This window comes from Pseudomonas sp. FW300-N2A2, assembly GCF_017351735.1.
GTDB classification, from domain to species: Bacteria; Pseudomonadota; Gammaproteobacteria; order Pseudomonadales; family Pseudomonadaceae; genus Aquipseudomonas; species Aquipseudomonas migulae.
Window position 1 is genome coordinate 243,341 of sequence record NZ_JACNDU010000003.1, and the last position, 20,219, is coordinate 263,559.

The following is a 20,219-nucleotide window of genomic DNA, read 5'->3' on the forward strand; positions in this document are numbered from 1 at the left end:
TCGGTTCAACTGAATGAAATCAGGCCCGGCCTTTGCTTGCCGCTAACCCCACCGGTCTTTAGACTTACGCCTCATTTCAACGAGAGCAGGGTCGATGCCAACTGCCTTTCCCGCCGATTCTGTTGGTCTGGTGACGCCGCAAGTGGCGCACTTCAGTGAACCCCTGGCCCTGGCCTGCGGCCGTTCGCTCCCAGCGTATGACCTGATTTACGAAACCTACGGCACGCTGAACGCCACGGCGAGCAACGCCGTGCTGATCTGTCACGCCTTGTCCGGTCACCATCACGCCGCCGGCTTCCACAGCCCCGACGACCGCAAACCCGGTTGGTGGGACAGCTGCATCGGCCCCGGCAAGCCAATCGACACCAACAAGTTCTTCGTGGTCAGCCTGAACAACCTCGGCGGTTGCAACGGCTCCACGGGCCCGAGCAGCGTCAACCCGGAAACCGGAAAGCCGTTCGGCGCCGATTTCCCGGTGCTGACCGTGGAAGACTGGGTGCACAGCCAGGCGCGCCTGGCCGACCGGATCGGCATCAGCCAATGGGCCGCCGTGATTGGTGGCAGCCTCGGCGGCATGCAGGCGATGCAATGGAGCATCACCTACCCGGATCGCATTCGTCACTGCCTGGCCATTGCCTCGGCACCGAAGCTGTCGGCACAGAACATCGCCTTCAACGAAGTGGCGCGCCAGGCAATCCTCACCGACCCCGAATTCCACGGTGGTTCGTTCCAGGAAGCGGGCGTGATCCCCAAGCGCGGCTTGATGCTGGCGCGGATGGTCGGGCACATCACTTATCTGTCCGATGACTCGATGGGCGAAAAATTCGGCCGCGGCCTGAAGAGCGAAAAGCTCAACTACGACTTCCACAGCGTCGAGTTCCAGGTTGAAAGCTACCTGCGTTATCAGGGCGAAGAGTTCTCCGGGCGTTTCGATGCCAACACCTACCTGCTGATGACCAAGGCGCTGGACTACTTCGACCCGGCGGCAAACTTCGACGATGACCTGGCGAAAACCTTCGCCGGCGCTTCGGCCAAGTTCTGCGTGATGTCCTTCACCACCGACTGGCGTTTCTCCCCGGCCCGCTCGCGGGAACTGGTGGACGCGCTGATGGCGGCCAAGAAAGACGTCTGCTACCTCGAGATCGACGCTCCGCAAGGCCACGACGCCTTCCTGATTCCGATCCCGCGCTATCTGCAGGCATTCGGCAATTACATGAACCGCATTACGTTGTGAGAAAGCCATGAGAGCTGATCTGGAAATCATCCAGGAATGGATCCCCGCCGGCAGCCGCGTGCTCGACCTAGGTTGCGGTGACGGCGAGCTGCTGACGTGGCTGCGCGACAACAAGCAAGTCACCGGCTACGGCCTGGAAAACGACGCGGACAACATCGCCGAGTGCGTGGCCAAGGGCATCAACGTGATCGAGCAGGACCTGGACAAGGGCCTGGGCAACTTTGCCAGCAACAGTTTCGACGTCGTGGTCATGACCCAGGCGCTGCAAGCCGTGCACTACCCGGACAAGATCCTCGACGAAATGCTGCGGGTCGGTCGCCAATGCATCATCACCTTCCCCAACTTCGGTCACTGGCGCTGCCGCTGGTACCTGGCGAGCAAGGGCCGGATGCCGGTGTCCGAGTTTCTGCCGTACACCTGGTACAACACGCCGAACATCCACTTTTGCACTTTCGAAGACTTTGAAGCACTTTGCCGCGAACGTGAAGCCAAGGTCATTGATCGGCTTGCCGTGGATCAACAGCATCGGCACGGGTGGGCCAGTAAGCTATGGCCTAATCTGTTAGGTGAGATCGGTATTTACCGCGTCAGCAGTCCAGGGCTGCAGGATCACAAGGTCGCGGTCTGAACCACCCTATTTCAAGGAGAACGATCATGGGTCGTCTAGCGTTATTTCTACTCACTGCCTGCCTGAGCGTTACCGCCATGGCCGCCGACGTCATCAAGGGCGAGCGCAAGGAAACCTTCGGTGACGTGACGGTGCATTACAACACCTTCAACTCCACGTTCCTGACACCGGACATTGCCAAGTCCGCCGAACTGATCCGCAGCAAGAACCAGGGCGTGATCAACGTCTCAGTGATCAAGGATGGCAAACCGCTGATCTCTGAGGTCAGCGGCACGGTCAAAGACCTCACCAGCCAAAGTGTGCCGTTGAAATTCAAGCAGATCACCGAACAAGGCGCGATCTACTACATTGCGCAATACCCTGTGGAGCAACAGGAAGTCCGCACCTTCGATATCAAAGTGCAGACCGGCGATAAAACCAACACCATCAGTTTCCAACAAGAGCTTTTCCCCGGCCAATGATGAATTTCACGCAACTCGTACTGGCCAGCCACAACGCCGGCAAACTCAAGGAACTCCAGGCCATGCTCGGCGACTCGGTGCATCTGCGCTCGATCGGCGAGTTCAGCAGCGTCGAGCCTGAAGAAACCGGTCTGTCGTTCGTCGAGAACGCCATTCTCAAGGCCCGCAATGCCGCGCGCATTTCCGGCCTGCCGGCGTTGGCCGACGACTCCGGGTTGGCGGTGGATTTCCTTGGCGGCGCACCGGGTATCTACTCGGCTCGTTACGCTGACGGCAAAGGCGATGCGGCGAACAACGCCAAACTGCTCGACGCCTTGAAAGACGTGCCGCAAGCCGAGCGCGGCGCGCAGTTCGTCTGCGTGCTGGCGCTGGTGCGTCACGCTGATGATCCGCTGCCGATCCTCTGCGAAGGGCTGTGGCATGGGCGCATCCTGACCCAAGCCAGTGGCGAGCACGGTTTCGGTTACGATCCGCTGTTCTGGGTGCCCGAGCGCGATTGCTCCAGCGCCGAGCTGAGCCCGAGCGACAAGAACCTCATCAGCCACCGCGCCCGTGCAATGGATCTGCTGCGCCAGCGTCTGGGCTTGAAATGACCCGTGAATCATCCGCGCCACCGCTGATCTACGGCGGTGACGCACAATCGCCTCGGGCCGCGCTTCCCGTGCTGCCGCCCCTGGCGCTGTACATCCACATCCCGTGGTGTGTGCGCAAATGCCCTTATTGCGACTTCAACTCCCACACCGCAAGCCCGGTGCTGCCGGAAGAAGAGTACGTCGACGCCTTGCTGGCGGACCTCGATCAGGATTTGCACGCGGTTTACGGCCGCGAGTTGAGCTCGATCTTCTTTGGTGGTGGCACGCCGAGCCTGTTCAGCGCCGAAGCCTTGGGCCGTTTGCTCAAAGGCGTCGAGCAACGGATTCCGTTTGCCAGCGACATTGAAATCACCCTGGAGGCCAATCCAGGCACGTTCGAGCAAGAGAAGTTCGTGGCCTACCGCGCGCTGGGCATCAATCGGCTATCGATCGGCATCCAGAGCTTTCAGGAAGAGAAACTCAAGGCTCTGGGGCGGATTCACAACGGCGATGAAGCGGTGCGAGCCGCCGGCATGGCGCGCCAGGCCGGGTTCGATAACTTCAACCTGGACTTGATGCACGGTTTGCCCGATCAGTCGCTGGACGACGCCTTGAGCGATCTGCGCCAGGCCATCGCCCTGAAGCCGACCCACTTGTCCTGGTATCAGCTGACGCTGGAGCCGAACACGGTGTTCTGGAACCAGCCGCCTCTGCTGCCGGAAGACGACACGCTGTGGGATATTCAGGAAGCCGGTCAGGCGTTGCTCGCCGAACACGGCTACGCACAATACGAAGTCTCGGCGTATGCCCTGCCCGGTCGTCCGGCGCGGCATAACCTCAATTACTGGAGCTTCGGCGACTTCATCGGCATCGGCGCCGGCGCCCACGGCAAGCTCAGTCATCCGGACGGGCGCATCGTGCGCACCTGGAAGACGCGCTTGCCGAAGGATTACCTGAACCCGGCAAAAAGCTTCAAGGCTGGCGAGAAAGCGCTGACCAACGATGAATTGCCGTTCGATTTCCTGATGAACGCTTTGCGCCTGACTGATGGGGTCGAATCGCGGCTGTATCCGGAGCGCACCGGGCTGAGCCTGGAAAGCCTCGCCGAAGGCCGCCACGAAGCCGAACAAAGCGGCCTGTTGCAGGTCGAACCGTCACGTCTGGCGGCCACCGAGCGCGGGCAATTGTTCCTCAATGACTTGCTGCAAACATTTCTGAGCTGATTTCAGCCGTAAGGGAAAACGAATGGATTTGATACTCGACCTGCTCGCCACCGTCTCCCGCTGGAGCCGCAGTAACCTGTCGGAAATCTCTCTGGCGCTGGTGGGCTGTTTGCTGGTGCTGTTCGGCGCGGACATCAAAGCCTGGATCGATCAACGCCTGGGTAGCATCGCCGGCGCTTTGCGCGTCCCGTTGCTCGCGCTGGTGTGCATGATCGGCAGCGGTGCCGCGCTGATCTACGCCACACCGTGGATCGTTCGTGGTTTGAGCCAGTTCAACAACTACAGCCTGGCGCCGGTATTGTTGGTGGTGTTGGTGCTCATCGGCGTAGTCGCCGACCGCCGCTGATTTCCGGATACAAAAAAACCTGTAGGAGCGAGGCTTGCCCGCGAAGGCGGTGTGTCAGTCGATGATGATAGTGATTGGTACGGCCCCTTCGCGGGCAAGCCTCGCTCCTACAGGTTTATTGCGTAGGGCTTAGGACTGCTTTTCGAACTTCAGGTCCCACACGCCATGCCCAAGTCGTTCGCCACGGCGTTCGAACTTGGTGATCGGGCGCTCGGCCGGGCGCGGTACGCACTTGCCGTCTTCGGCCAGGTTGCGATAACCCGGCGCGACATTCATCACTTCCAGCATGTACTCGGCGTACGGTTCCCAGTCGGTGGCCATGTGCAGAATACCGCCGACCTTCAACTTGCTGCGCACCAGTTCAGCGAACGACGCCTGAACGATACGACGCTTGTGGTGGCGGCTCTTGTGCCATGGGTCCGGGAAAAACAGCATCAGGCGATCGAGGCTGTTGTCGGCCACGCAACGGTTGAGCACTTCGATCGCGTCGCAATCGTAGACCCGCAGATTGGTCAGGCCCTGAGTCAGCACGCCATTGAGCAGCGCGCCCACACCCGGACGGTGCACTTCCACGCCAATGAAATCCTGTTCCGGCGAAGCGGCGGCCATTTCCAGCAGCGAATGGCCCATGCCGAAACCGATTTCCAGCGAACGCGGTGCCGAGCGACCGAACACCTGGTCGAAGTCCACCGGCGCGTCGGCCAATGGCAGCACGAACAGCGGCGTGCCCTGTTCCAGACCTTTTTGCTGGCCTTCGGTCATGCGCCCGGCGCGCATCACGAAACTCTTGATGCGGCGGTGTTGGCGCTCGTCGCCTTCTTCCGTCTGGATTGGCGTGTCGTTTGATTCAGTCATCAATGGCTCTTACTTGATCAGACCATCCAGCGGCGAAGAGGCGCTGGCATAGAGTTTTTTCGGCATGCGGCCGGCGAGGTAGGCCAGGCGGCCTGCAACGATGGCGTGTTTCATGGCTTCAGCCATCATGATCGGCTGCTGGGCATGGGCGATGGCCGAGTTCATCAGCACCGCCTCGCAACCCAGCTCCATGGCGATGGTGGCGTCGGAAGCGGTACCGACACCGGCATCCACCAGCACGGGAATCTTGGCCTCTTCGAGGATGATCTGCAGGTTGTACGGGTTGCAGATCCCCAGGCCCGTGCCGATCAGACCGGCCAGCGGCATGACCGCAATGCAGCCGATTTCCGCCAGTTGACGGGCGATGATCGGGTCATCGCTGGTGTAGACCATCACGTCAAAGCCTTCCTTGACCAGCACTTCGGCGGCCTTGAGGGTTTCGATCACGTTGGGGAACAGGGTTTTCTGGTCCGCCAGCACTTCCAGCTTCACCAGGTTGTGGCCACCGAGCAGCTCACGGGCCAGGCGGCAGGTGCGCACAGCCTCGGTAGCGTCGAAGCAACCGGCGGTGTTAGGCAGGAAGGTGTAGCGATCCGGCGACAGGACTTCGAGCAGGTTCGGTTCGCCCGGGGTCTGACCGAGGTTGGTGCGGCGCACGGCGAAGGTGACGATCTCGGCTCCCGAGGCCTCGATGGCCAGGCGGGTTTCTTCCATGTCGCGGTACTTGCCGGTGCCTACCAGCAAACGCGACTGGTAAGTACGACCGGCCAGGACGAAGGGCTTGTCGCTACGAACGATGCTCATGGGAAATCCTCTGTAGGGGTGAGGTTCTTGCAGAATTCTGTGCCCTTGCGGGCCGGGCGACTAGCCGCCGCCGATGGCGTGTACCACTTCGACGGAATCGCCGTCGTTCAATGTGGTGTCCGCATGCTGGCTGCGCGGGACGATATCCAGATTGAGTTCGACCGCTACCCGGCGTCCGGTCAATTCCAGACGGGTCAGCAGGGCCGCAACGGTTTCACCGTCGGGCAGTTCAAGGGATTCGCCGTTCAACTGAATGCGCATGCCGGATGCCGCCATCATTTTTAGGGGCTGGCATTCTAGCCCGATCAGTCTTGGCGACCCAAGCCATTCGTCATGTCGTGGGCCTTGTAGGAGCGAGGCTTGCCCGCGAAGACGTCGTCTCAGCCACCATCTTCTTTGACTGACAGTACGCCTTCGCGGGCAAGCCTCGCTCCTACAACCGCCAGGCGGCAAGGCCCAGACAGAGCCAACCGATCAGGAATGCCAGGCCGCCGAAGGGCGTGATGATTCCGAGCTTGCTGATACCGGTCATGGTCAGCAGGTACAAACTGCCGGAAAACAGCAGGATGCCAATGGCAAACGAGGCGCCGGCCCACGTGATCAAACGACCCGGAATCTGCGTGGCAAGCAGCGCCACACCCAGCAACGCCAAGGTGTGCACCAATTGGTAGGTGACACCGGTGTGGAAAATCGCCAGGTATTCAGGCGTCAGCCGGCTTTTCAAGCCATGGGCGGCGAATGCGCCAAGGGCAACGCCGGTGAAGCCGAAGAAAGCGGCCAGCATCAGAAAGCCACGCAGCATGAAGAACTCCAGTCAGACTCGATCAACAGGGTCTGTATAATGGCCCGCTCAATGGGTTCGGCCAAGCCATCTCTATGCTGCGTTTATTTTTACGACGATTTACAAAGGCCGTGCTCTGGTTCGCGGGCGGCAGCGTATTGCTGGTGCTGATTTTCCGCGTGGTACCGCCACCGGGCACGACGCTGATGGTCGAGCGCAAGATCGAATCCTGGTTCGACGGCGAGCCCATCGACCTGCAACGCACCTGGAAACCCTGGGATGAAATCTCCGACGACCTTAAAGTCGCAGTGATTGCCGGTGAAGATCAGAAATTCCCGGAGCACTGGGGTTTTGACCTCGGCGCGATCCGCGCAGCCCTGGCGCACAACGAGCTGGGTGGTTCGGTTCGCGGCGCCAGCACCTTGAGCCAGCAAGTGTCGAAAAACCTGTTTTTATGGTCCGGCCGCAGCTGGCTGCGCAAAGGTCTGGAAGCCTGGTTTACCGGGCTGATCGAAGTGTTCTGGCCCAAGCAGCGGATTCTTGAGGTGTACCTGAACAGCGTCGAGTGGGATGACGGGGTGTTTGGCGCGGAAGCGGCGGCTCGCCATCACTTTGGCGTGAGCGCCAAGTCGCTGTCCCGGCAGCAGGCCAGTTATCTGGCGGCTGTATTGCCTAACCCACGGGTGTGGAGCGCGAGTCACCCGACGAATTACGTCGCACGTCGCGCCGGGTGGATTCGGCAGCAGATGAGCCAGTTGGGTGGCGACAGTTATCTGCTGGGGCTCAACGATTCACGCCGAGCGCCTTGGGCCCAATAGCCACTCTCCTTAATCATGAAGATCCACTGTGGGAGCGAGCCTGCTCGCGATAGCGGTTTGTCATTCAACATTGATGTTGGCTGATACACCGCTATCGCGAGCAGGCTCGCTCCCACAGTGGTTTGGTGTGTGGAGGGGAATAGTGAGCACAAACAAAAACGCCCCGATCAATGATCGGGGCGTTTTTTATTGCCTTCGCGCAGCTTAGGCGGCGATCGACAGCTTGAGCTTGTTCATCGCGCTCTTCTCGAGCTGACGAATACGCTCGGCCGACACGTTGTACTTCTGCGCCAGGTCGTGCAGCGTGGCTTTCTCTTCAGCCAACCAGCGCTGATAAAGGATGTCACGGCTGCGGTCGTCCAGCACTTCCAGCGCTTCGTGCAGGTTGTGATTGGAGTTGTCGCTCCAGTCAGCGTCTTCCAGTTGACGGGCCGGGTCGTACCGGTGGTCTTCCAGATAGTTGGCCGGCGACTGGAAAGCGCTGTCGTCGTCCGCTTCTGCGGCCGGGTCGAAGGCCATGTCATGGCCGGTCAGTCGACTTTCCATCTCGCGCACTTCCCGCGGCTCTACGCCGAGGCTTTCCGCCACACGATGGACTTCCTCGTTGTTCAGCCACGCCAGACGTTTCTTCTGGCTGCGCAGGTTGAAGAACAGCTTGCGCTGGGCCTTGGTGGTCGCGACTTTCACAATGCGCCAGTTGCGCAGGATGAACTCGTGAATTTCCGCCTTGATCCAGTGCACAGCGAACGAAACCAGACGCACACCCATTTCCGGGTTGAAGCGCTTCACGGCCTTCATCAGACCGACGTTACCTTCCTGGATCAGGTCAGCCTGAGCCAGACCGTAGCCGGAATAGCTACGGGCGATATGTACGACAAAACGCAGGTGGGCGAGCACCATCTGCCGAGCCGCCCCCAAATCCTGCTCATAGTAGAGACTCTCGGCCAGTTCACGCTCCTGCTCCGGCGTCAGCAATGGAATGCTGTTCACGGTGTGCACGTAGGCCTCCAGGTTCGCACCCGGGACCAGAGCATATGCAGGTTGCAAAGAATTGGTCATACGAAAAAACCTCCGTCTTACAAACTCGTGCAGTTCAGCACTGCGAAAATTGACCGGAAACCAAAAGACAAGTTCCCATAAACGCTGAAAGGTCAATACGAGCAAAATGATACTACTTAGGCGCAAGCTCCCTCAGGTGGCGTGCGACTGCAATCCATGCACCGATATACCCTAACAGCACCGCGCCAAGCAAGAGAGACAGACCGTCGGCAACTGGCACTCCGGCCAGCGCAAAATTACTGCCATACAAACCGGCCAGTCCAACCACTGCCTCGTTCAGCCAGTTCAGGCCAAACGCCAATACGCCCCAGGAAAGTATCCCCGCACCGAAGCCATACAACGCGCCCATATATAGAAAGGGCCTGCGCACATAGCTGTCAGTGCCGCCGACGAGTTTAATCACTTCTATCTCTGTGCGGCGGTTTTCAATATGAAGACGAATGGTATTGCCTATCACCAAAAGTAATGCAGAAATCAGAAGCACGGTCAGACCGAAGACAAAACGGTCACCCAGCTTGAGGATGGCTGCCAGACGCTCGACCCAGACTAGATCAAGTTGCGCCTGTTGTACCTTCGGCAGCTCGGAAAGTTTTTGTCGTAATGCTTCAAGCGCGGGCTTGTCGACTTCGTTCGGGGTCACCAGCACCACACCTGGCAGCGGGTTTTCCGGCAGTTCCTTCAACGCTTCGCCCAGGCCGGACTGCTGCTGAAACTCTTCCAGCGCCTGATCACGACCGACATATTCGGCATCAGCTACGCCCCGAATGCCTTTGATCTGATCGCGCAACGATTCGCCTTCAGCCGGGCTGACCTCAAGTTGCAGGTACAGGGAAATCTGTGCCGCGCGCTGCCAGGAACCGCCGAGACGTTCGACGTTACTTAGCAAAAGTGACAGGCCCATCGGCAAACTCAGGGCAACCGCCATCACCATGCAGGTGAAAAAACTGCCGATGGGGTGCTTGCCCAGGCGCCGCAGGCTGTCCAGCAGACTGGCGCGATGGCTTTCAATCCAGGCGCGGAACAGCGTGGCGAAGTCCGGACCGTCGTCATCGTCGTGTTTTTTCTTCTGCGGTTGCGGATCGGCGGCTTTCGGCGCCACGCGTTCGGAGACTTTAGGGCTGCGTGTCGCACTCATTCCCCAGCCTCCCCGTCACCGATCAATCGGCCGCGTTGCAGAGTCAGCATGCGGTGACGCATGCGGGCGATCAGGGCCAGGTCGTGACTGGCGATCAGCACGCTGGTGCCCAGACGGTTGATGTCTTCGAACACACCCATGATCTCGGCCGCTAGACGCGGGTCGAGGTTACCGGTCGGCTCATCCGCCAGCAGCAAGGCCGGGCGGTGAACGATGGCGCGGGCGATACCGACGCGCTGTTGCTGGCCGGTGGACAGGTCGCCGGGGTACAGATCGGTTTTGTCCGACAGCGCCACGCGCTCCAGTGCCGAATCCACACGCTTGGCGATTTCGGCCTTGGACAAACCAAGAATCTGCAACGGCAGGGCCACGTTGTTGAACACCGTGCGATCGAACAGCAACTGGTGATTCTGGAACACCACGCCGATCTGCCGACGCAGGTAAGGAATCTGCGCGTTGCTGATGGTGCCGAGGTCCTGACCGGCCAGCAGCAATTTGCCGGTGGTCGGACGCTCCATGGCCAGCAGCAGGCGCAACAAGGTGCTTTTACCGGCGCCGGAATGGCCGGTTACAAACAAGAATTCGCCCCGACGGACTCGAAAGCTCAGCTCATGCAAGCCGACGTGACCGTTCGGGTAGCGTTTACCGACCTGTTCGAAACGAATCATGAACGCTCCCGCTCGGCAAACAGTGCCTGGACAAAGGGTTCTGCTTCAAAGGTACGCAAGTCATCGATGCCTTCACCGACGCCGATGTAACGAATCGGCAGGCCGAACTGCTTGGCCAGGGCGAAAATCACCCCGCCCTTGGCGGTGCCGTCGAGCTTGGTCAGCGCCAGGCCGGTCAGTTCGACGGTCTGGTTGAATTGCTTGGCCTGGTTGATGGCGTTCTGCCCGGTGCCGGCATCGAGCACCAGCAGCACTTCGTGCGGCGCGTCGGCGTCGAGCTTGCCGATGACCCGGCGAACCTTCTTCAACTCTTCCATCAAATTGTCTTTGGTGTGCAGGCGACCGGCGGTGTCGGCGATCAACACGTCAATGCCACGGGCCTTGGCGGCTTGCACGGCGTCGAAGATCACCGAAGCCGAGTCGGCGCCGGTGTGCTGGGCGATCACCGGAATCTTGTTGCGCTCGCCCCAGACCTGCAATTGCTCGACTGCGGCGGCGCGGAAGGTGTCGCCCGCTGCGAGCATGACTTTCTTGCCTTCGAGTTGCAGCTTTTTCGCCAGCTTGCCGATGGTGGTGGTCTTGCCGGCGCCATTGACGCCAACGACCAGGATCACGAACGGCTTGTTCTGCGAGGTGATTTTCAGCGGCTGTTCGACCGGCTTGAGCATCGCCGCCAGTTCAGCCTGCAGGGACTTGTATAGCGCGTCGGCATCGGCCAGCTCTTTGCGGGCAACCTTTTGGGTCAGGCGCTGGATGATCACCGAAGTCGCTTCAACGCCCACGTCGGCGGTCAGCAGACGGGTTTCGATGTCTTCAAGCAGCTCGTCATCGATGATTTTCTTGCCAAGGAACAGGCTCGCCATGCCTTCGCCGATGCTGGCGCTGGTCTTGGACAGGCCTTGCTTGAGGCGGGCGAAGAAACCGGCTTTGGTTTCTTCGGTACGCACAGGCTCGGCGGGTGTTTCGACCGGCACGACGGGCGCGGCGGCAACGGGGGCGGCGACTGGCGCAGGCACTGGTGCTTGAACAACTGGAGCAGCCGGCGCAACAAAGGCTGGAATCACAGGCTCAGGAATAACCGGCGCAGGTTCGGCCACAACAACTGGCTCTATCACTGGCACCTGAACGGGCGCAGGAGAAAACGCACTCGGCGCAGGAATCGGCGGCGTAATGTGCGGCGCGAGCTCGTCTTCGACCAACGATACCGGCTCTTCCGCTACCGGCAAGGTCAGCCACGGCTCGGCGGCAGGCGGCAGCGGCTGTTCAGCCACGACGTCAGGCGCGGCCTCAACCAGCGTTTGCAGCACCGGCTCGGAGATCGGCAGGACAACCGGCGCTGGCGCTTCATCTATTACCGGCGCAGGTACTGGCTCAGGAATGGGCTGTGGCTGTTCGACGACGGTTTCCTGCGGCTTTTTGCGCAGCCATCCGAACAGGCTTTTCTTCTCGCCAGCCGCAGCTGGGGCTTTCTTGTCGTCGTTGGAACCAAACATGGAGGACGGCTATCTCACGGTAGCGACGCGCCAAAGGGCGCCTCGGCAAATAAATATTCGATGCAGAACAGACTGCGATTGACCCAGCTTGTTCACGCGCAACATTTTGTAGAGGTGCAAGTGGCACCTCACAGAAACGATTTCACGAAGGACTAACGCGGCAAAATCGGCGAAAAAGCAGAGTTTAGTTGATAAATTCCAACCTTCTGCCGCAAACCCATACAACCTGATCAAACGCAAAGGCCTGATAGGCGTGGCCGCCAGTAAAACGGATCAGTATCCTAGCACCCTCTCGCCCGCCGACGCTAAGACCAAGCGGGCAGCTCAACAGGTTTAAAAACGAATGAATGCTCTAGCCCGCCGCGCTGCAGGCCTGCTGCTCAGCACAGTTTGTCTGCCACTTTCAGTCTTTGCTGCCGATCCGCAACCCACCCACGAATTCACCCTCGACAATGGCCTGAAGGTCATCGTGCGCGAAGACCATCGCGCGCCGGTGGTGGTTTCCCAGGTCTGGTACAAGGTCGGGTCCAGCTACGAGACGCCGGGGCAGACCGGTTTGTCCCACGCCCTGGAACACATGATGTTCAAGGGCAGCGAGAAAGTCGGTCCCGGCGAAGCCTCGCTGATCCTGCGTGACCTCGGCGCCGAAGAGAACGCGTTCACCAGCGACGACTTCACCGCTTATTACCAGGTGCTGGCCCGCGACCGCCTGGGCGTGGCCTTCGAACTCGAAGCTGACCGCATGGCCAGCCTGCGCCTGCCGGCCGACGAGTTCGCCCGCGAGATCGAAGTCATTAAAGAAGAACGTCGCTTGCGCACCGACGACAAGCCGATGTCCAAGGCCTACGAACGCTTCAAGGCCATGGCCTACCCGGCCAGCGGTTACCACACGCCGACCATCGGCTGGATGGCTGACCTGGACCGCATGAAAGTCGAAGAGCTGCGCCACTGGTACCAATCCTGGTACGTGCCGAACAACGCCACGCTGGTGGTGGTCGGCGACGTGACGCCGGACGAAGTGAAAACCCTGGCCCAGCGCTACTTCGGCCCGATCGCCAAACGCGACGTGCCACCGGCGAAAAAACCGGTCGAACTGGCCGAGCCCGGTGAGCGGCAGATTACGCTGCACGTGCAGACCCAACTGCCGAGCCTGATGCTGGGCTTCAACGTGCCAAGCATCGCCACCGCCGAAGACAAGCGTTCGGTCAACGCCTTGCGCCTGATCTCGGCCCTGCTCGACGGCGGCTACAGCGGGCGCATCCCGACGCAACTGGAGCGCGGCGAAGAGCTGGTGTCCGGCGGTTCGTCGAGCTACGACGCCTACACTCGCGGCGACAGCCTGTTCACCCTGTCGGCATCGCCGAACACCCAGAAAAACAAAACCATGGCCCAGGCCGAAGCCGGTTTGTGGAAGCTGCTCGAACAGCTGAAAACCACCGCGCCGTCCGCCGAAGAGCTGGAGCGCGTGCGGGCTCAAGTGATTGCCGGGCTGGTTTACGAGCGCGATTCGATCACCAGCCAGGCCACCGCTATCGGCCAACTGGAAACCGTCGGCCTGTCCTGGAAGCTGATGGACACCGAGCTGGCTGAACTGGAAAGCGTCACGCCAGAAGACATCCAGAAAGCCGCCAAGCTGTATTTCACCCGCGAACGTCTCAGCGTCGCCCATGTCCTGCCACTGGAGACGACTCATGAGTGAGCGTAAAAAACCACGTCTGGCCCTGATCGGCCTGGTCGCTGTCGCATTGATTGGCTCCGCTGCCTTCTATTTCCTGAAGACCGACCACTCCAACGCCAGCGAAGCCCTCGACAAGGCCAAGTCTAGCCAGAAACTGCAATCGCTGGCCGAACTCGACGGCAAGGCACCGAGCCGCCGCTCGCTCAACGTGCAAACCTGGAACACCGCCGAAGGCGCCAAGGTGCTGTTCGTTGAAGCCCGCGAGTTGCCGATGTTCGACATGCGCCTGATCTTCGCCGCCGGCAGCAGCCAGGACGGCGATGCGCCGGGCCTGGCGGTACTGACCAATGCGATGCTCAACGAAGGTGTGGCCGGCAAAGATGTCGGCGCTATCGCTCAGGGCTTCGAAGGCCTGGGCGCTGACTTTGGCAACGGTGCGTTCAAGGACATGGCGCTGGCGTCGCTGCGCAGCCTCAGTGCCACCGACAAACGCGAGCCTGCGTTGAAGCTGTTCTCCGAAGTTGTCGGCAAACCGACCTTCCCCGCCGATTCGTTTGCGCGCATCAAGAACCAGATGCTCGCCGGCTTCGAATACCAGAAACAGAATCCCGGCAAACTGGCCAGTATCGAGCTGATGAACCGCTTGTACGGCGATCACCCGTACGCGCATTCCAGCGATGGCACGGCGAAAACCGTACCAGCCATCACCCTGGCTCAGTTGAAGGCGTTCCATGAAAAAGCCTACGCCGCCGGTAACGTGGTGATAGCGCTGGTGGGCGACCTGTCCCGCGCCGAAGCCGAGACGATTGCTGCGCAAGTCTCCAGTGCGCTGCCAAAAGGCCCGGCGCTGGCGAAACTGCCGCAACCTGAAGAACCGAAAGCCAGCATCGGCCACATCGAGTTTCCGTCCAAGCAGACCAACCTGATGCTCGCGCAACTGGGCATCGACCGTGACGATCCGGATTACGCCGCGCTGTCCATGGGCAACCAGATCCTCGGCGGCGGTGGCTTCGGCACCCGCTTGATGAGTGAAGTGCGCGAGAAGCGCGGCCTGACGTACGGCGTATATTCGGGCTTCACCCCGATGCAGGCGCGCGGCCCGTTCATGATCAACCTGCAAACGCGCGCCGAGATGAGCGAAGGCACGCTGAAACTGGTGCAGGACGTGCTCGCCGACTACCTTAAAACCGGCCCGACCGAAAAAGAACTCGACGATGCCAAGCGTGAACTGGCCGGCAGCTTCCCGCTGTCCACCGCCAGCAACGCCGATATCGTCGGCCAGCTCGGTGCGATGGGTTTCTACAATCTGCCGTTGAGCTATCTGGAGGACTTCATGCAGCAGTCCCAGAGCCTGACAGTCGAACAAGTCAAAGCCGCACTGAACAAACACTTGAGCACGGACAAAATGGTCATCGTCAGCGCTGGCCCGACCGTGCCGCAAAAGCCGTTACCGGCCCCTACTGATAAACCTGCCGAGCAGCCGCTCGGGGTTCCGGAGCATTAATGGCCACTTCCCGTCCAAAAAAACCTGTTCATAACGTGCACAACGGCGTGAACCAACTGCGCATCATCGGCGGTGAATGGCGCAGCCGAAAGCTGAGCTTCCCTGACGCGCCGGGCCTGCGCCCGACCCCGGACCGGGTGCGTGAAACCCTGTTCAACTGGCTCGCGCCGTATGTGGCCGGGGCCAAGGTGCTCGACCCGTTCGCCGGCAGCGGCGCGCTGTTTCTTGAAGCCTTGTCCCGTGGCGCGGCCATGGGCCAGGCGCTGGACGCGAGCAATATCGCGGTGTCCAGCCTGAAGGAACATCTGGGCACGCTGCGTTGCACCACCGGCCAGGTTCAGACTGCCGACGCCTTGCGCTATCTGGAAACCCAGCCAGCAGTGGCTTACGACCTGGTGTTCCTCGACCCGCCGTTCAACCAGAACCTGTTGCCGACCGTATGCACCCTGCTCGAAGAGCGCCAATGGCTGGCGGACGACGCGTGGGTGTACACCGAAAGCGAAACCGCCCCCTCGACGCTTGGCCTGCCGGCCAACTGGCGCCTGCACCGTGAGCAGAAATCCGGGCGCGTCTACTATTCGTTGTGGCAACGAAGCATAGAAACACCTTCTTAAAAATCACCGGGATGGGCAAGTTGCCCATCCTGTTACCCACTCCGCTTGTTTTTCAAACGGCAACACATTCCATGTAGCAGGGTTCTACTGCGTTAACCCATTGTGAACGTGCGAAATAACTCGCATGGACGCAAAGGATTGTTGACGGATGAATGCATCAACCAAAGAAACCCCATCCCGCCCGACTCATGATTTCACGCTTGATAATGGCTTGAGGGTTATCGTGCGCGAAGATCATCGCAAAGCCGAATTCTACTCGACGCTACTCTACAAAGTCGGGTCCAGCTATGAGCATCCTGATGAGCAAGATATTAGCTCTATCGTTATGAATGCACTCGTCGATGACTATGACCATAGCCTTGTGGAGGAAGTGGGCGGCGACTACTTTAACTACGCTGCACAAGACAGCACTTGCATTGAGCTACAGATGCCGCGTGGACAACTTGAAACGGCTTTTGTACTCCAGTCCACGGTGATGAAAAAAGAGCCATCAGACGAAGTATTCCGTCGTCACTGGGATGACAGTATTCTCAAAAGCAAAGAAAAGTCTTCGTTCATTTCAGCCACTTTATTCAGCCCGGAACTGGAAGCATTAATAGAAACAGGGTCGAGCTACTACCAGTCACCCGAGGGTATGACCGCAAGCCTTGAACGTTTAAACCTGGAAAAAATCCGGCATTGGCAAAAAACCTGGTATGGGCCAAACAATGCAGTTCTGGTTGTGGCGGGAGACGTCGAACCAGACGAGGTCAAACGCCTTGCCGAGCACTATTTCGGGGACATTGCCCAAAGCGATGTACCAGACCGTCCCTTTATCCTTGGGCCGTCAGAACCCGGATATCGCCAAATAACACAGCACCTGGATACTAAACGCCCCCTGATGTTGATCATCTTCAACGTACCGAGTTTAGTGACCACAACCGAACCGCATTCCCTCAGGGCGTTGCAAGTACTGAGTTCCGCTCACCTCGACCCGGCGTTCACGGGGGCACATCTTTCTCCACCCGCCTCTAACATGCCTCGATTCAATCGGGGTGATACCCGCCTAAGCCTTGCTTTTCATTTCGAGGGAGATCCAGGCGAAGCGGAAGCTCATTTCTGGGCGTTGTTGGAGGACGTTAAGCGCACGCCGTTCTCCCAGGCCGAACTTGTGGCAGCAATCGAAAACGCCAGCAATGAACAAAAAAACATCAACGACACACTCTCTGGACAGTCGGAAATTATTGGACTTTTAGTTGCAAACGGATTGCCGTGGGAATTGATAGATCTTGAGATCGCGCAACTGGAGAGTGTCACCCCGGATGATATCCAGAAAGCCGCCCAGACCTACCTGATCCGTGAGCGTGCCACAGTTGGTTATATTTTCCCCATGGAACAGTAAAAAGCTCCGGATCGGTTGGCGACATCATCGGATAGATTAGCCATTGCCTGCTTGAGATGAGGCAGCACCGATAGAAATTCGGGCAGATGCACTACTCGTTGTGGCAACGTATGGCAGAGATCGCCGGTTAACCGACCGGCCTGAAAAGGTGCGCACAGGTTGCGCACCGCTGCATCGAGAGCAATCGTGTCTTTTCCGTCAGAACGCTTCACCCCTGCCTTCGGCCTGGGCAACCCGCACTTGCAGACCTTGTGGGGACCGCTTTGGCGCAAAACCACGCACATCGAGCGCGAACGCGAACGCTTGTGGCTCGAAGATGGCGACTTTCTTGACCTGGACTGGCACGGCCCACACAGCGCCGATGCACCGCTGGTGCTGGTGCTGCATGGCCTGACCGGCTCTTCCAATTCGCCTTACGTGGCCGGCGTGCAAAAAGCCTTGGGCGACCAAGGCTGGGCCAGCGTCGCGCTGAACTGGCGCGGCTGCTCGGGTGAACCGAATCTGTTGCCGCGCAGCTACCATTCCGGCGCCAGTGAAGATTTGGCCGAAACCATCAAGCACCTGCGGGCCAAGCGGCCACTCGCGCCGCTGTATGCGGTCGGTTATTCCCTCGGCGGCAATGTTTTGCTCAAACACTTGGGCGAGACCGGCAGCGACAGCGGCGTGCTCGGTGCCGTGGCGGTGTCGGTGCCGTTTCGGCTCGATCAGTGCGCCGATCGTATCGGCCAGGGTTTTTCGAAGGTGTATCAGGCGCACTTCATGCGCGAGATGGTCGCCTACATCAAGAACAAGCAGCGGCAGTTCCAGCATGACGGGCGCGAGGATGGCCTGGCGGAATTGGCCGCGCTGGGTTCGCTGGAAAACATGCGCACGTTCTGGGATTTCGATGGCCGGGTCACCGCGCCGCTGCACGGCTTCACCGATGCGCAGGATTACTATCGCCGCGCCTCTAGCCGCTACTTTCTGGGCGAAATCCGCACGCCGACGCTGATCATTCAGGCCGCCGACGACCCGTTCGTATCTCCTCACAGCCTGCCGCAGGCCGAGGAACTGTCCGCCAGCACTCAATTCGAACTGCAAGCCAAGGGTGGGCATGTCGGCTTCGTCGATGGCTCGTTCCGGCAGCCGGGTTACTACCTGGAACGGCGCATCCCGCAGTGGCTGGCCGCTGCAGGTCGCGGGTAAACCGATGGACATCGATCAGGGCGAGTCGATCCGTTTCTGGCAAACGGCGCCTTTGGCCGGGGTCGAGTTGTTGTCCGCACGCTACATCGAACACCGTTTCGCCCCGCACGTGCATGACGGTTACGTGATCGGCATGATCATGGCCGGCGCCCAGCGTTACCGCTATCGCGGCGCCGAACACCTGGCGGGCAGCGGCACGCTTGTTTTGATCAACCCCGACGAGTTGCACACCGGCCACAAAGGCACGGAAGACGGTTGGTTGTACCGGGCGTTTTATCCCGACAGCGGGCAGATTCTGTCGCTGCTCGATGAGCTGGAACTGCCGACCCATAACCTGCCGGCATTTGGCGCCACGCTGTATCGCGATCCGGATCTGGTGAAGGGCTTCTGCCAACTGCATCGTTTGCTTGAAACGCCCTCCACCGCCCTGCAACAGCAGACAGCCTGGCGAGAGATGATGTTGTCGCTGCTGCAACGTCACGCCGCCGTTCCGGATGCCGGCAAACCCGGCAAGGAACACCGGGCAGTGACGCAGGCCAAGGAACTGCTGCAAGCGCAATTAGCGGCGCCGCCGTCGCTGGAAGAACTCGCGGCAGCGGTCAATCTGTCGCCCTTTCATTTCGCCCGGGTATTCCGCAGCGCCACCGGCATGCCACCGCACACCTGGTTGATGCAGCAACGCATCGCTCGGGCGCGGGCGTTGTTGCAGGGCGGCTGTTTGCCGTTGGAAGTGGCGACACAACTGGGGTTTGCCGACCAGAGTCATCTGAGTCGACAGTTCAAGCAGGTTTACGGGGTGGGGCCGGGGGCGTATCGCAGAGCACTCCTGTAGGAGCCAGCTTGCTGGCGATTGGGGCAACGCGGTCTGTCTGAAACACCGTGGCGTCCTTATCGCCGGCAAGCCGGCTCCTACAGGGATTTGTGTTTATTCGCCGGTGGCGATTCCACGCGCGGGGTCGTTGATCCATTCGCTCCACGAACCGGCATACAACGAACCCAAGGGATATCCCGCGAGGCACAAGGCGAACAGGTTATGGCACGCCGTCACGCCGGAACCGCAATACGCCACCAGATCGGTCGGCGAACGTTGACCGAGTTTCGCGGCAAAGCGCTGCTTGAGCTGATCGGCCGGCAGAAAACGCCCGTCGCTGCCCAGGTTGTCGGTGAATGCCGCACATTGCGCGCCGGGAATGTGCCCGGCAATCGGGTCGATCGGCTCCACTTCACCCTTGAAACGCGGCAAGGCGCGGGCATCGAGCAAGGTCAAATCGGGCTGGCCGAGACGGTGCTGAAGCTGTTCGGCGTTCAACAGCAGCGTATTGTCCGGCGTTCCCGCGAAGGTGCCACGTTCAATACCGGGCGCATCAAGGCTCAAGGGCAAACCCGCCGCGTGCCAGGCCTTGAGCCCGCCATCGAGGATAAACACGCCGTCACGCTTGCCCAGCCAGGCCAGCAACCACCACGCCCGCGCCGCGTAGGCACCGGGGCCGTCGTCGTACAAAACCACATCGCTGTCGGCATTGATGCCCCAGGCTTGCAGGCGTTCGATCAAGTCCGCAGGTTGCGGTAACGGATGACGCCCGGTCACGCCCTTGACCACCGCTCCGCTCAAATCACGCTCAAGATCGGCGAAGCTCGACCCGGCGATATGCCCTTCGGCATAGCTGCGCTGGCCGTAGTCCGGGTCTTCGAGGGCAAAACGACAATCAAGAATCACCAACCCCGGCTGGTCCTTTTTCAGGTCCAGTGCTTGCGGGCTGATCAGTTGCGCAATGGGCAT

General features: G+C 60.1%; 22 protein-coding genes. 13 read left to right on the forward strand and 9 right to left on the reverse strand.

Features of this window, described 5'->3' with window-relative positions; genetic code table 11:
• Positions 1-94 precede the first annotated feature (94 nt).
• From J4E42_RS06725 to J4E42_RS06750, 6 genes are read left to right on the forward strand one after another with little or no spacing between them, the layout of a single operon-like run.
• The gene (locus J4E42_RS06725; RefSeq protein ID WP_008036684.1) at positions 95-1,234 is read left to right on the forward strand and encodes a homoserine O-acetyltransferase; all 1,140 of its coding nucleotides are present in this window, start codon (positions 95-97) and stop codon (positions 1,232-1,234) included.
• A gap of 7 nt (positions 1,235-1,241) precedes the next feature.
• Positions 1,242-1,862 carry a methionine biosynthesis protein MetW gene (metW, locus tag J4E42_RS06730; RefSeq protein WP_008036692.1) on the forward strand — a complete coding sequence of 207 codons (621 nt, stop codon included), beginning with the start codon at positions 1,242-1,244 and terminating at the stop codon, positions 1,860-1,862.
• 26 nt (positions 1,863-1,888) lie between these two features.
• Positions 1,889-2,323 carry a DUF4426 domain-containing protein gene (locus J4E42_RS06735; protein WP_207284876.1) on the forward strand — a complete coding sequence of 145 codons (435 nt, stop codon included), beginning with the start codon at positions 1,889-1,891 and terminating at the stop codon, positions 2,321-2,323.
• Complete coding sequence (gene rdgB / locus J4E42_RS06740; protein WP_008036695.1) at positions 2,320-2,916, forward strand: RdgB/HAM1 family non-canonical purine NTP pyrophosphatase; 597 nt, start codon at positions 2,320-2,322, stop codon at positions 2,914-2,916. The genes J4E42_RS06735 and rdgB overlap by 4 nt, the downstream gene beginning before the upstream one ends.
• Positions 2,913-4,118 (forward strand): radical SAM family heme chaperone HemW, encoded by a 1,206-nt coding sequence (hemW, locus tag J4E42_RS06745; RefSeq protein WP_259331665.1) that lies wholly within the window; start codon positions 2,913-2,915, stop codon positions 4,116-4,118. The genes rdgB and hemW overlap by 4 nt, the downstream gene beginning before the upstream one ends.
• Before the next feature lie 22 nt (positions 4,119-4,140).
• Positions 4,141-4,464 carry a DUF3392 domain-containing protein gene (locus J4E42_RS06750; RefSeq protein ID WP_008026163.1) on the forward strand — a complete coding sequence of 108 codons (324 nt, stop codon included), beginning with the start codon at positions 4,141-4,143 and terminating at the stop codon, positions 4,462-4,464.
• A gap of 129 nt (positions 4,465-4,593) precedes the next feature.
• On the opposite strand, the gene trmB is transcribed toward J4E42_RS06750, so the two are convergent.
• From trmB to J4E42_RS06770, 4 genes are all read right to left on the reverse strand, one after another.
• The gene (trmB, locus tag J4E42_RS06755) at positions 4,594-5,319 is read right to left on the reverse strand and encodes a tRNA (guanosine(46)-N7)-methyltransferase TrmB (protein WP_008026161.1); all 726 of its coding nucleotides are present in this window, start codon (positions 5,317-5,319) and stop codon (positions 4,594-4,596) included.
• Positions 5,320-5,328: 9 nt separating this feature from the next.
• Positions 5,329-6,123, reverse strand: coding sequence for a thiazole synthase (locus J4E42_RS06760; protein ID WP_008036703.1), 795 nt, complete (start codon positions 6,121-6,123; stop codon positions 5,329-5,331).
• Between the two features lie 60 nt (positions 6,124-6,183).
• On the reverse strand, positions 6,184-6,384 hold the full coding sequence (gene thiS / locus J4E42_RS06765; RefSeq protein ID WP_008026157.1) for a sulfur carrier protein ThiS: 201 nt from the start codon (positions 6,382-6,384) through the stop codon (positions 6,184-6,186).
• Positions 6,385-6,556: 172 nt separating this feature from the next.
• Positions 6,557-6,925 carry a DUF423 domain-containing protein gene (locus J4E42_RS06770; protein WP_207284877.1) on the reverse strand — a complete coding sequence of 123 codons (369 nt, stop codon included), beginning with the start codon at positions 6,923-6,925 and terminating at the stop codon, positions 6,557-6,559.
• 74 nt (positions 6,926-6,999) lie between these two features.
• On the opposite strand from J4E42_RS06770, the gene mtgA reads away from it, so the two are divergent.
• On the forward strand, positions 7,000-7,722 hold the full coding sequence (gene mtgA, locus J4E42_RS06775; RefSeq protein ID WP_008026152.1) for a monofunctional biosynthetic peptidoglycan transglycosylase: 723 nt from the start codon (positions 7,000-7,002) through the stop codon (positions 7,720-7,722).
• Positions 7,723-7,926: 204 nt separating this feature from the next.
• Here the strand turns inward: mtgA and rpoH are convergent, their stop codons facing one another.
• From rpoH to ftsY, 4 genes are all read right to left on the reverse strand, one after another.
• Positions 7,927-8,781: an RNA polymerase sigma factor RpoH gene (gene rpoH, locus J4E42_RS06780; protein ID WP_007897890.1), complete on the reverse strand. Its 855-nt coding sequence runs from the start codon at positions 8,779-8,781 to the stop codon at positions 7,927-7,929.
• 112 nt (positions 8,782-8,893) lie between these two features.
• Positions 8,894-9,916, reverse strand: coding sequence for a permease-like cell division protein FtsX (gene ftsX / locus J4E42_RS06785; protein ID WP_008026150.1), 1,023 nt, complete (start codon positions 9,914-9,916; stop codon positions 8,894-8,896).
• Positions 9,913-10,584 carry a cell division ATP-binding protein FtsE gene (gene ftsE, locus J4E42_RS06790; protein WP_008026149.1) on the reverse strand — a complete coding sequence of 224 codons (672 nt, stop codon included), beginning with the start codon at positions 10,582-10,584 and terminating at the stop codon, positions 9,913-9,915. Before ftsE ends, ftsX begins: the two co-directional genes overlap by 4 nt.
• Positions 10,581-12,077, reverse strand: coding sequence for a signal recognition particle-docking protein FtsY (ftsY, locus tag J4E42_RS06795; protein ID WP_207284878.1), 1,497 nt, complete (start codon positions 12,075-12,077; stop codon positions 10,581-10,583). Before ftsY ends, ftsE begins: the two co-directional genes overlap by 4 nt.
• Positions 12,078-12,420: 343 nt before the next feature.
• Between ftsY and J4E42_RS06800 the strand changes: the two genes are divergently transcribed.
• From J4E42_RS06800 to J4E42_RS06825, 6 genes are all read left to right on the forward strand, one after another.
• Positions 12,421-13,776, forward strand: coding sequence for a pitrilysin family protein (locus J4E42_RS06800; RefSeq protein ID WP_008040793.1), 1,356 nt, complete (start codon positions 12,421-12,423; stop codon positions 13,774-13,776).
• Positions 13,769-15,259, forward strand: coding sequence for a pitrilysin family protein (locus tag J4E42_RS06805; RefSeq protein ID WP_207284879.1), 1,491 nt, complete (start codon positions 13,769-13,771; stop codon positions 15,257-15,259). Before J4E42_RS06800 ends, J4E42_RS06805 begins: the two co-directional genes overlap by 8 nt.
• The gene (gene rsmD, locus J4E42_RS06810; protein ID WP_008040791.1) at positions 15,259-15,873 is read left to right on the forward strand and encodes a 16S rRNA (guanine(966)-N(2))-methyltransferase RsmD; all 615 of its coding nucleotides are present in this window, start codon (positions 15,259-15,261) and stop codon (positions 15,871-15,873) included. The genes J4E42_RS06805 and rsmD overlap by 1 nt, the downstream gene beginning before the upstream one ends.
• Positions 15,874-16,021: 148 nt before the next feature.
• Positions 16,022-17,254 (forward strand): pitrilysin family protein, encoded by a 1,233-nt coding sequence (locus J4E42_RS06815; protein WP_207284880.1) that lies wholly within the window; start codon positions 16,022-16,024, stop codon positions 17,252-17,254.
• Positions 17,255-17,440: 186 nt separating this feature from the next.
• On the forward strand, positions 17,441-18,439 hold the full coding sequence (locus J4E42_RS06820) for a hydrolase (RefSeq protein ID WP_207284881.1): 999 nt from the start codon (positions 17,441-17,443) through the stop codon (positions 18,437-18,439).
• A gap of 4 nt (positions 18,440-18,443) precedes the next feature.
• Positions 18,444-19,271 carry an AraC family transcriptional regulator gene (locus J4E42_RS06825; RefSeq protein ID WP_192416707.1) on the forward strand — a complete coding sequence of 276 codons (828 nt, stop codon included), beginning with the start codon at positions 18,444-18,446 and terminating at the stop codon, positions 19,269-19,271.
• A gap of 93 nt (positions 19,272-19,364) precedes the next feature.
• On the opposite strand, the gene J4E42_RS06830 is transcribed toward J4E42_RS06825, so the two are convergent.
• Positions 19,365-20,219, reverse strand: coding sequence for a sulfurtransferase (locus tag J4E42_RS06830; protein ID WP_008026135.1), 855 nt, complete (start codon positions 20,217-20,219; stop codon positions 19,365-19,367).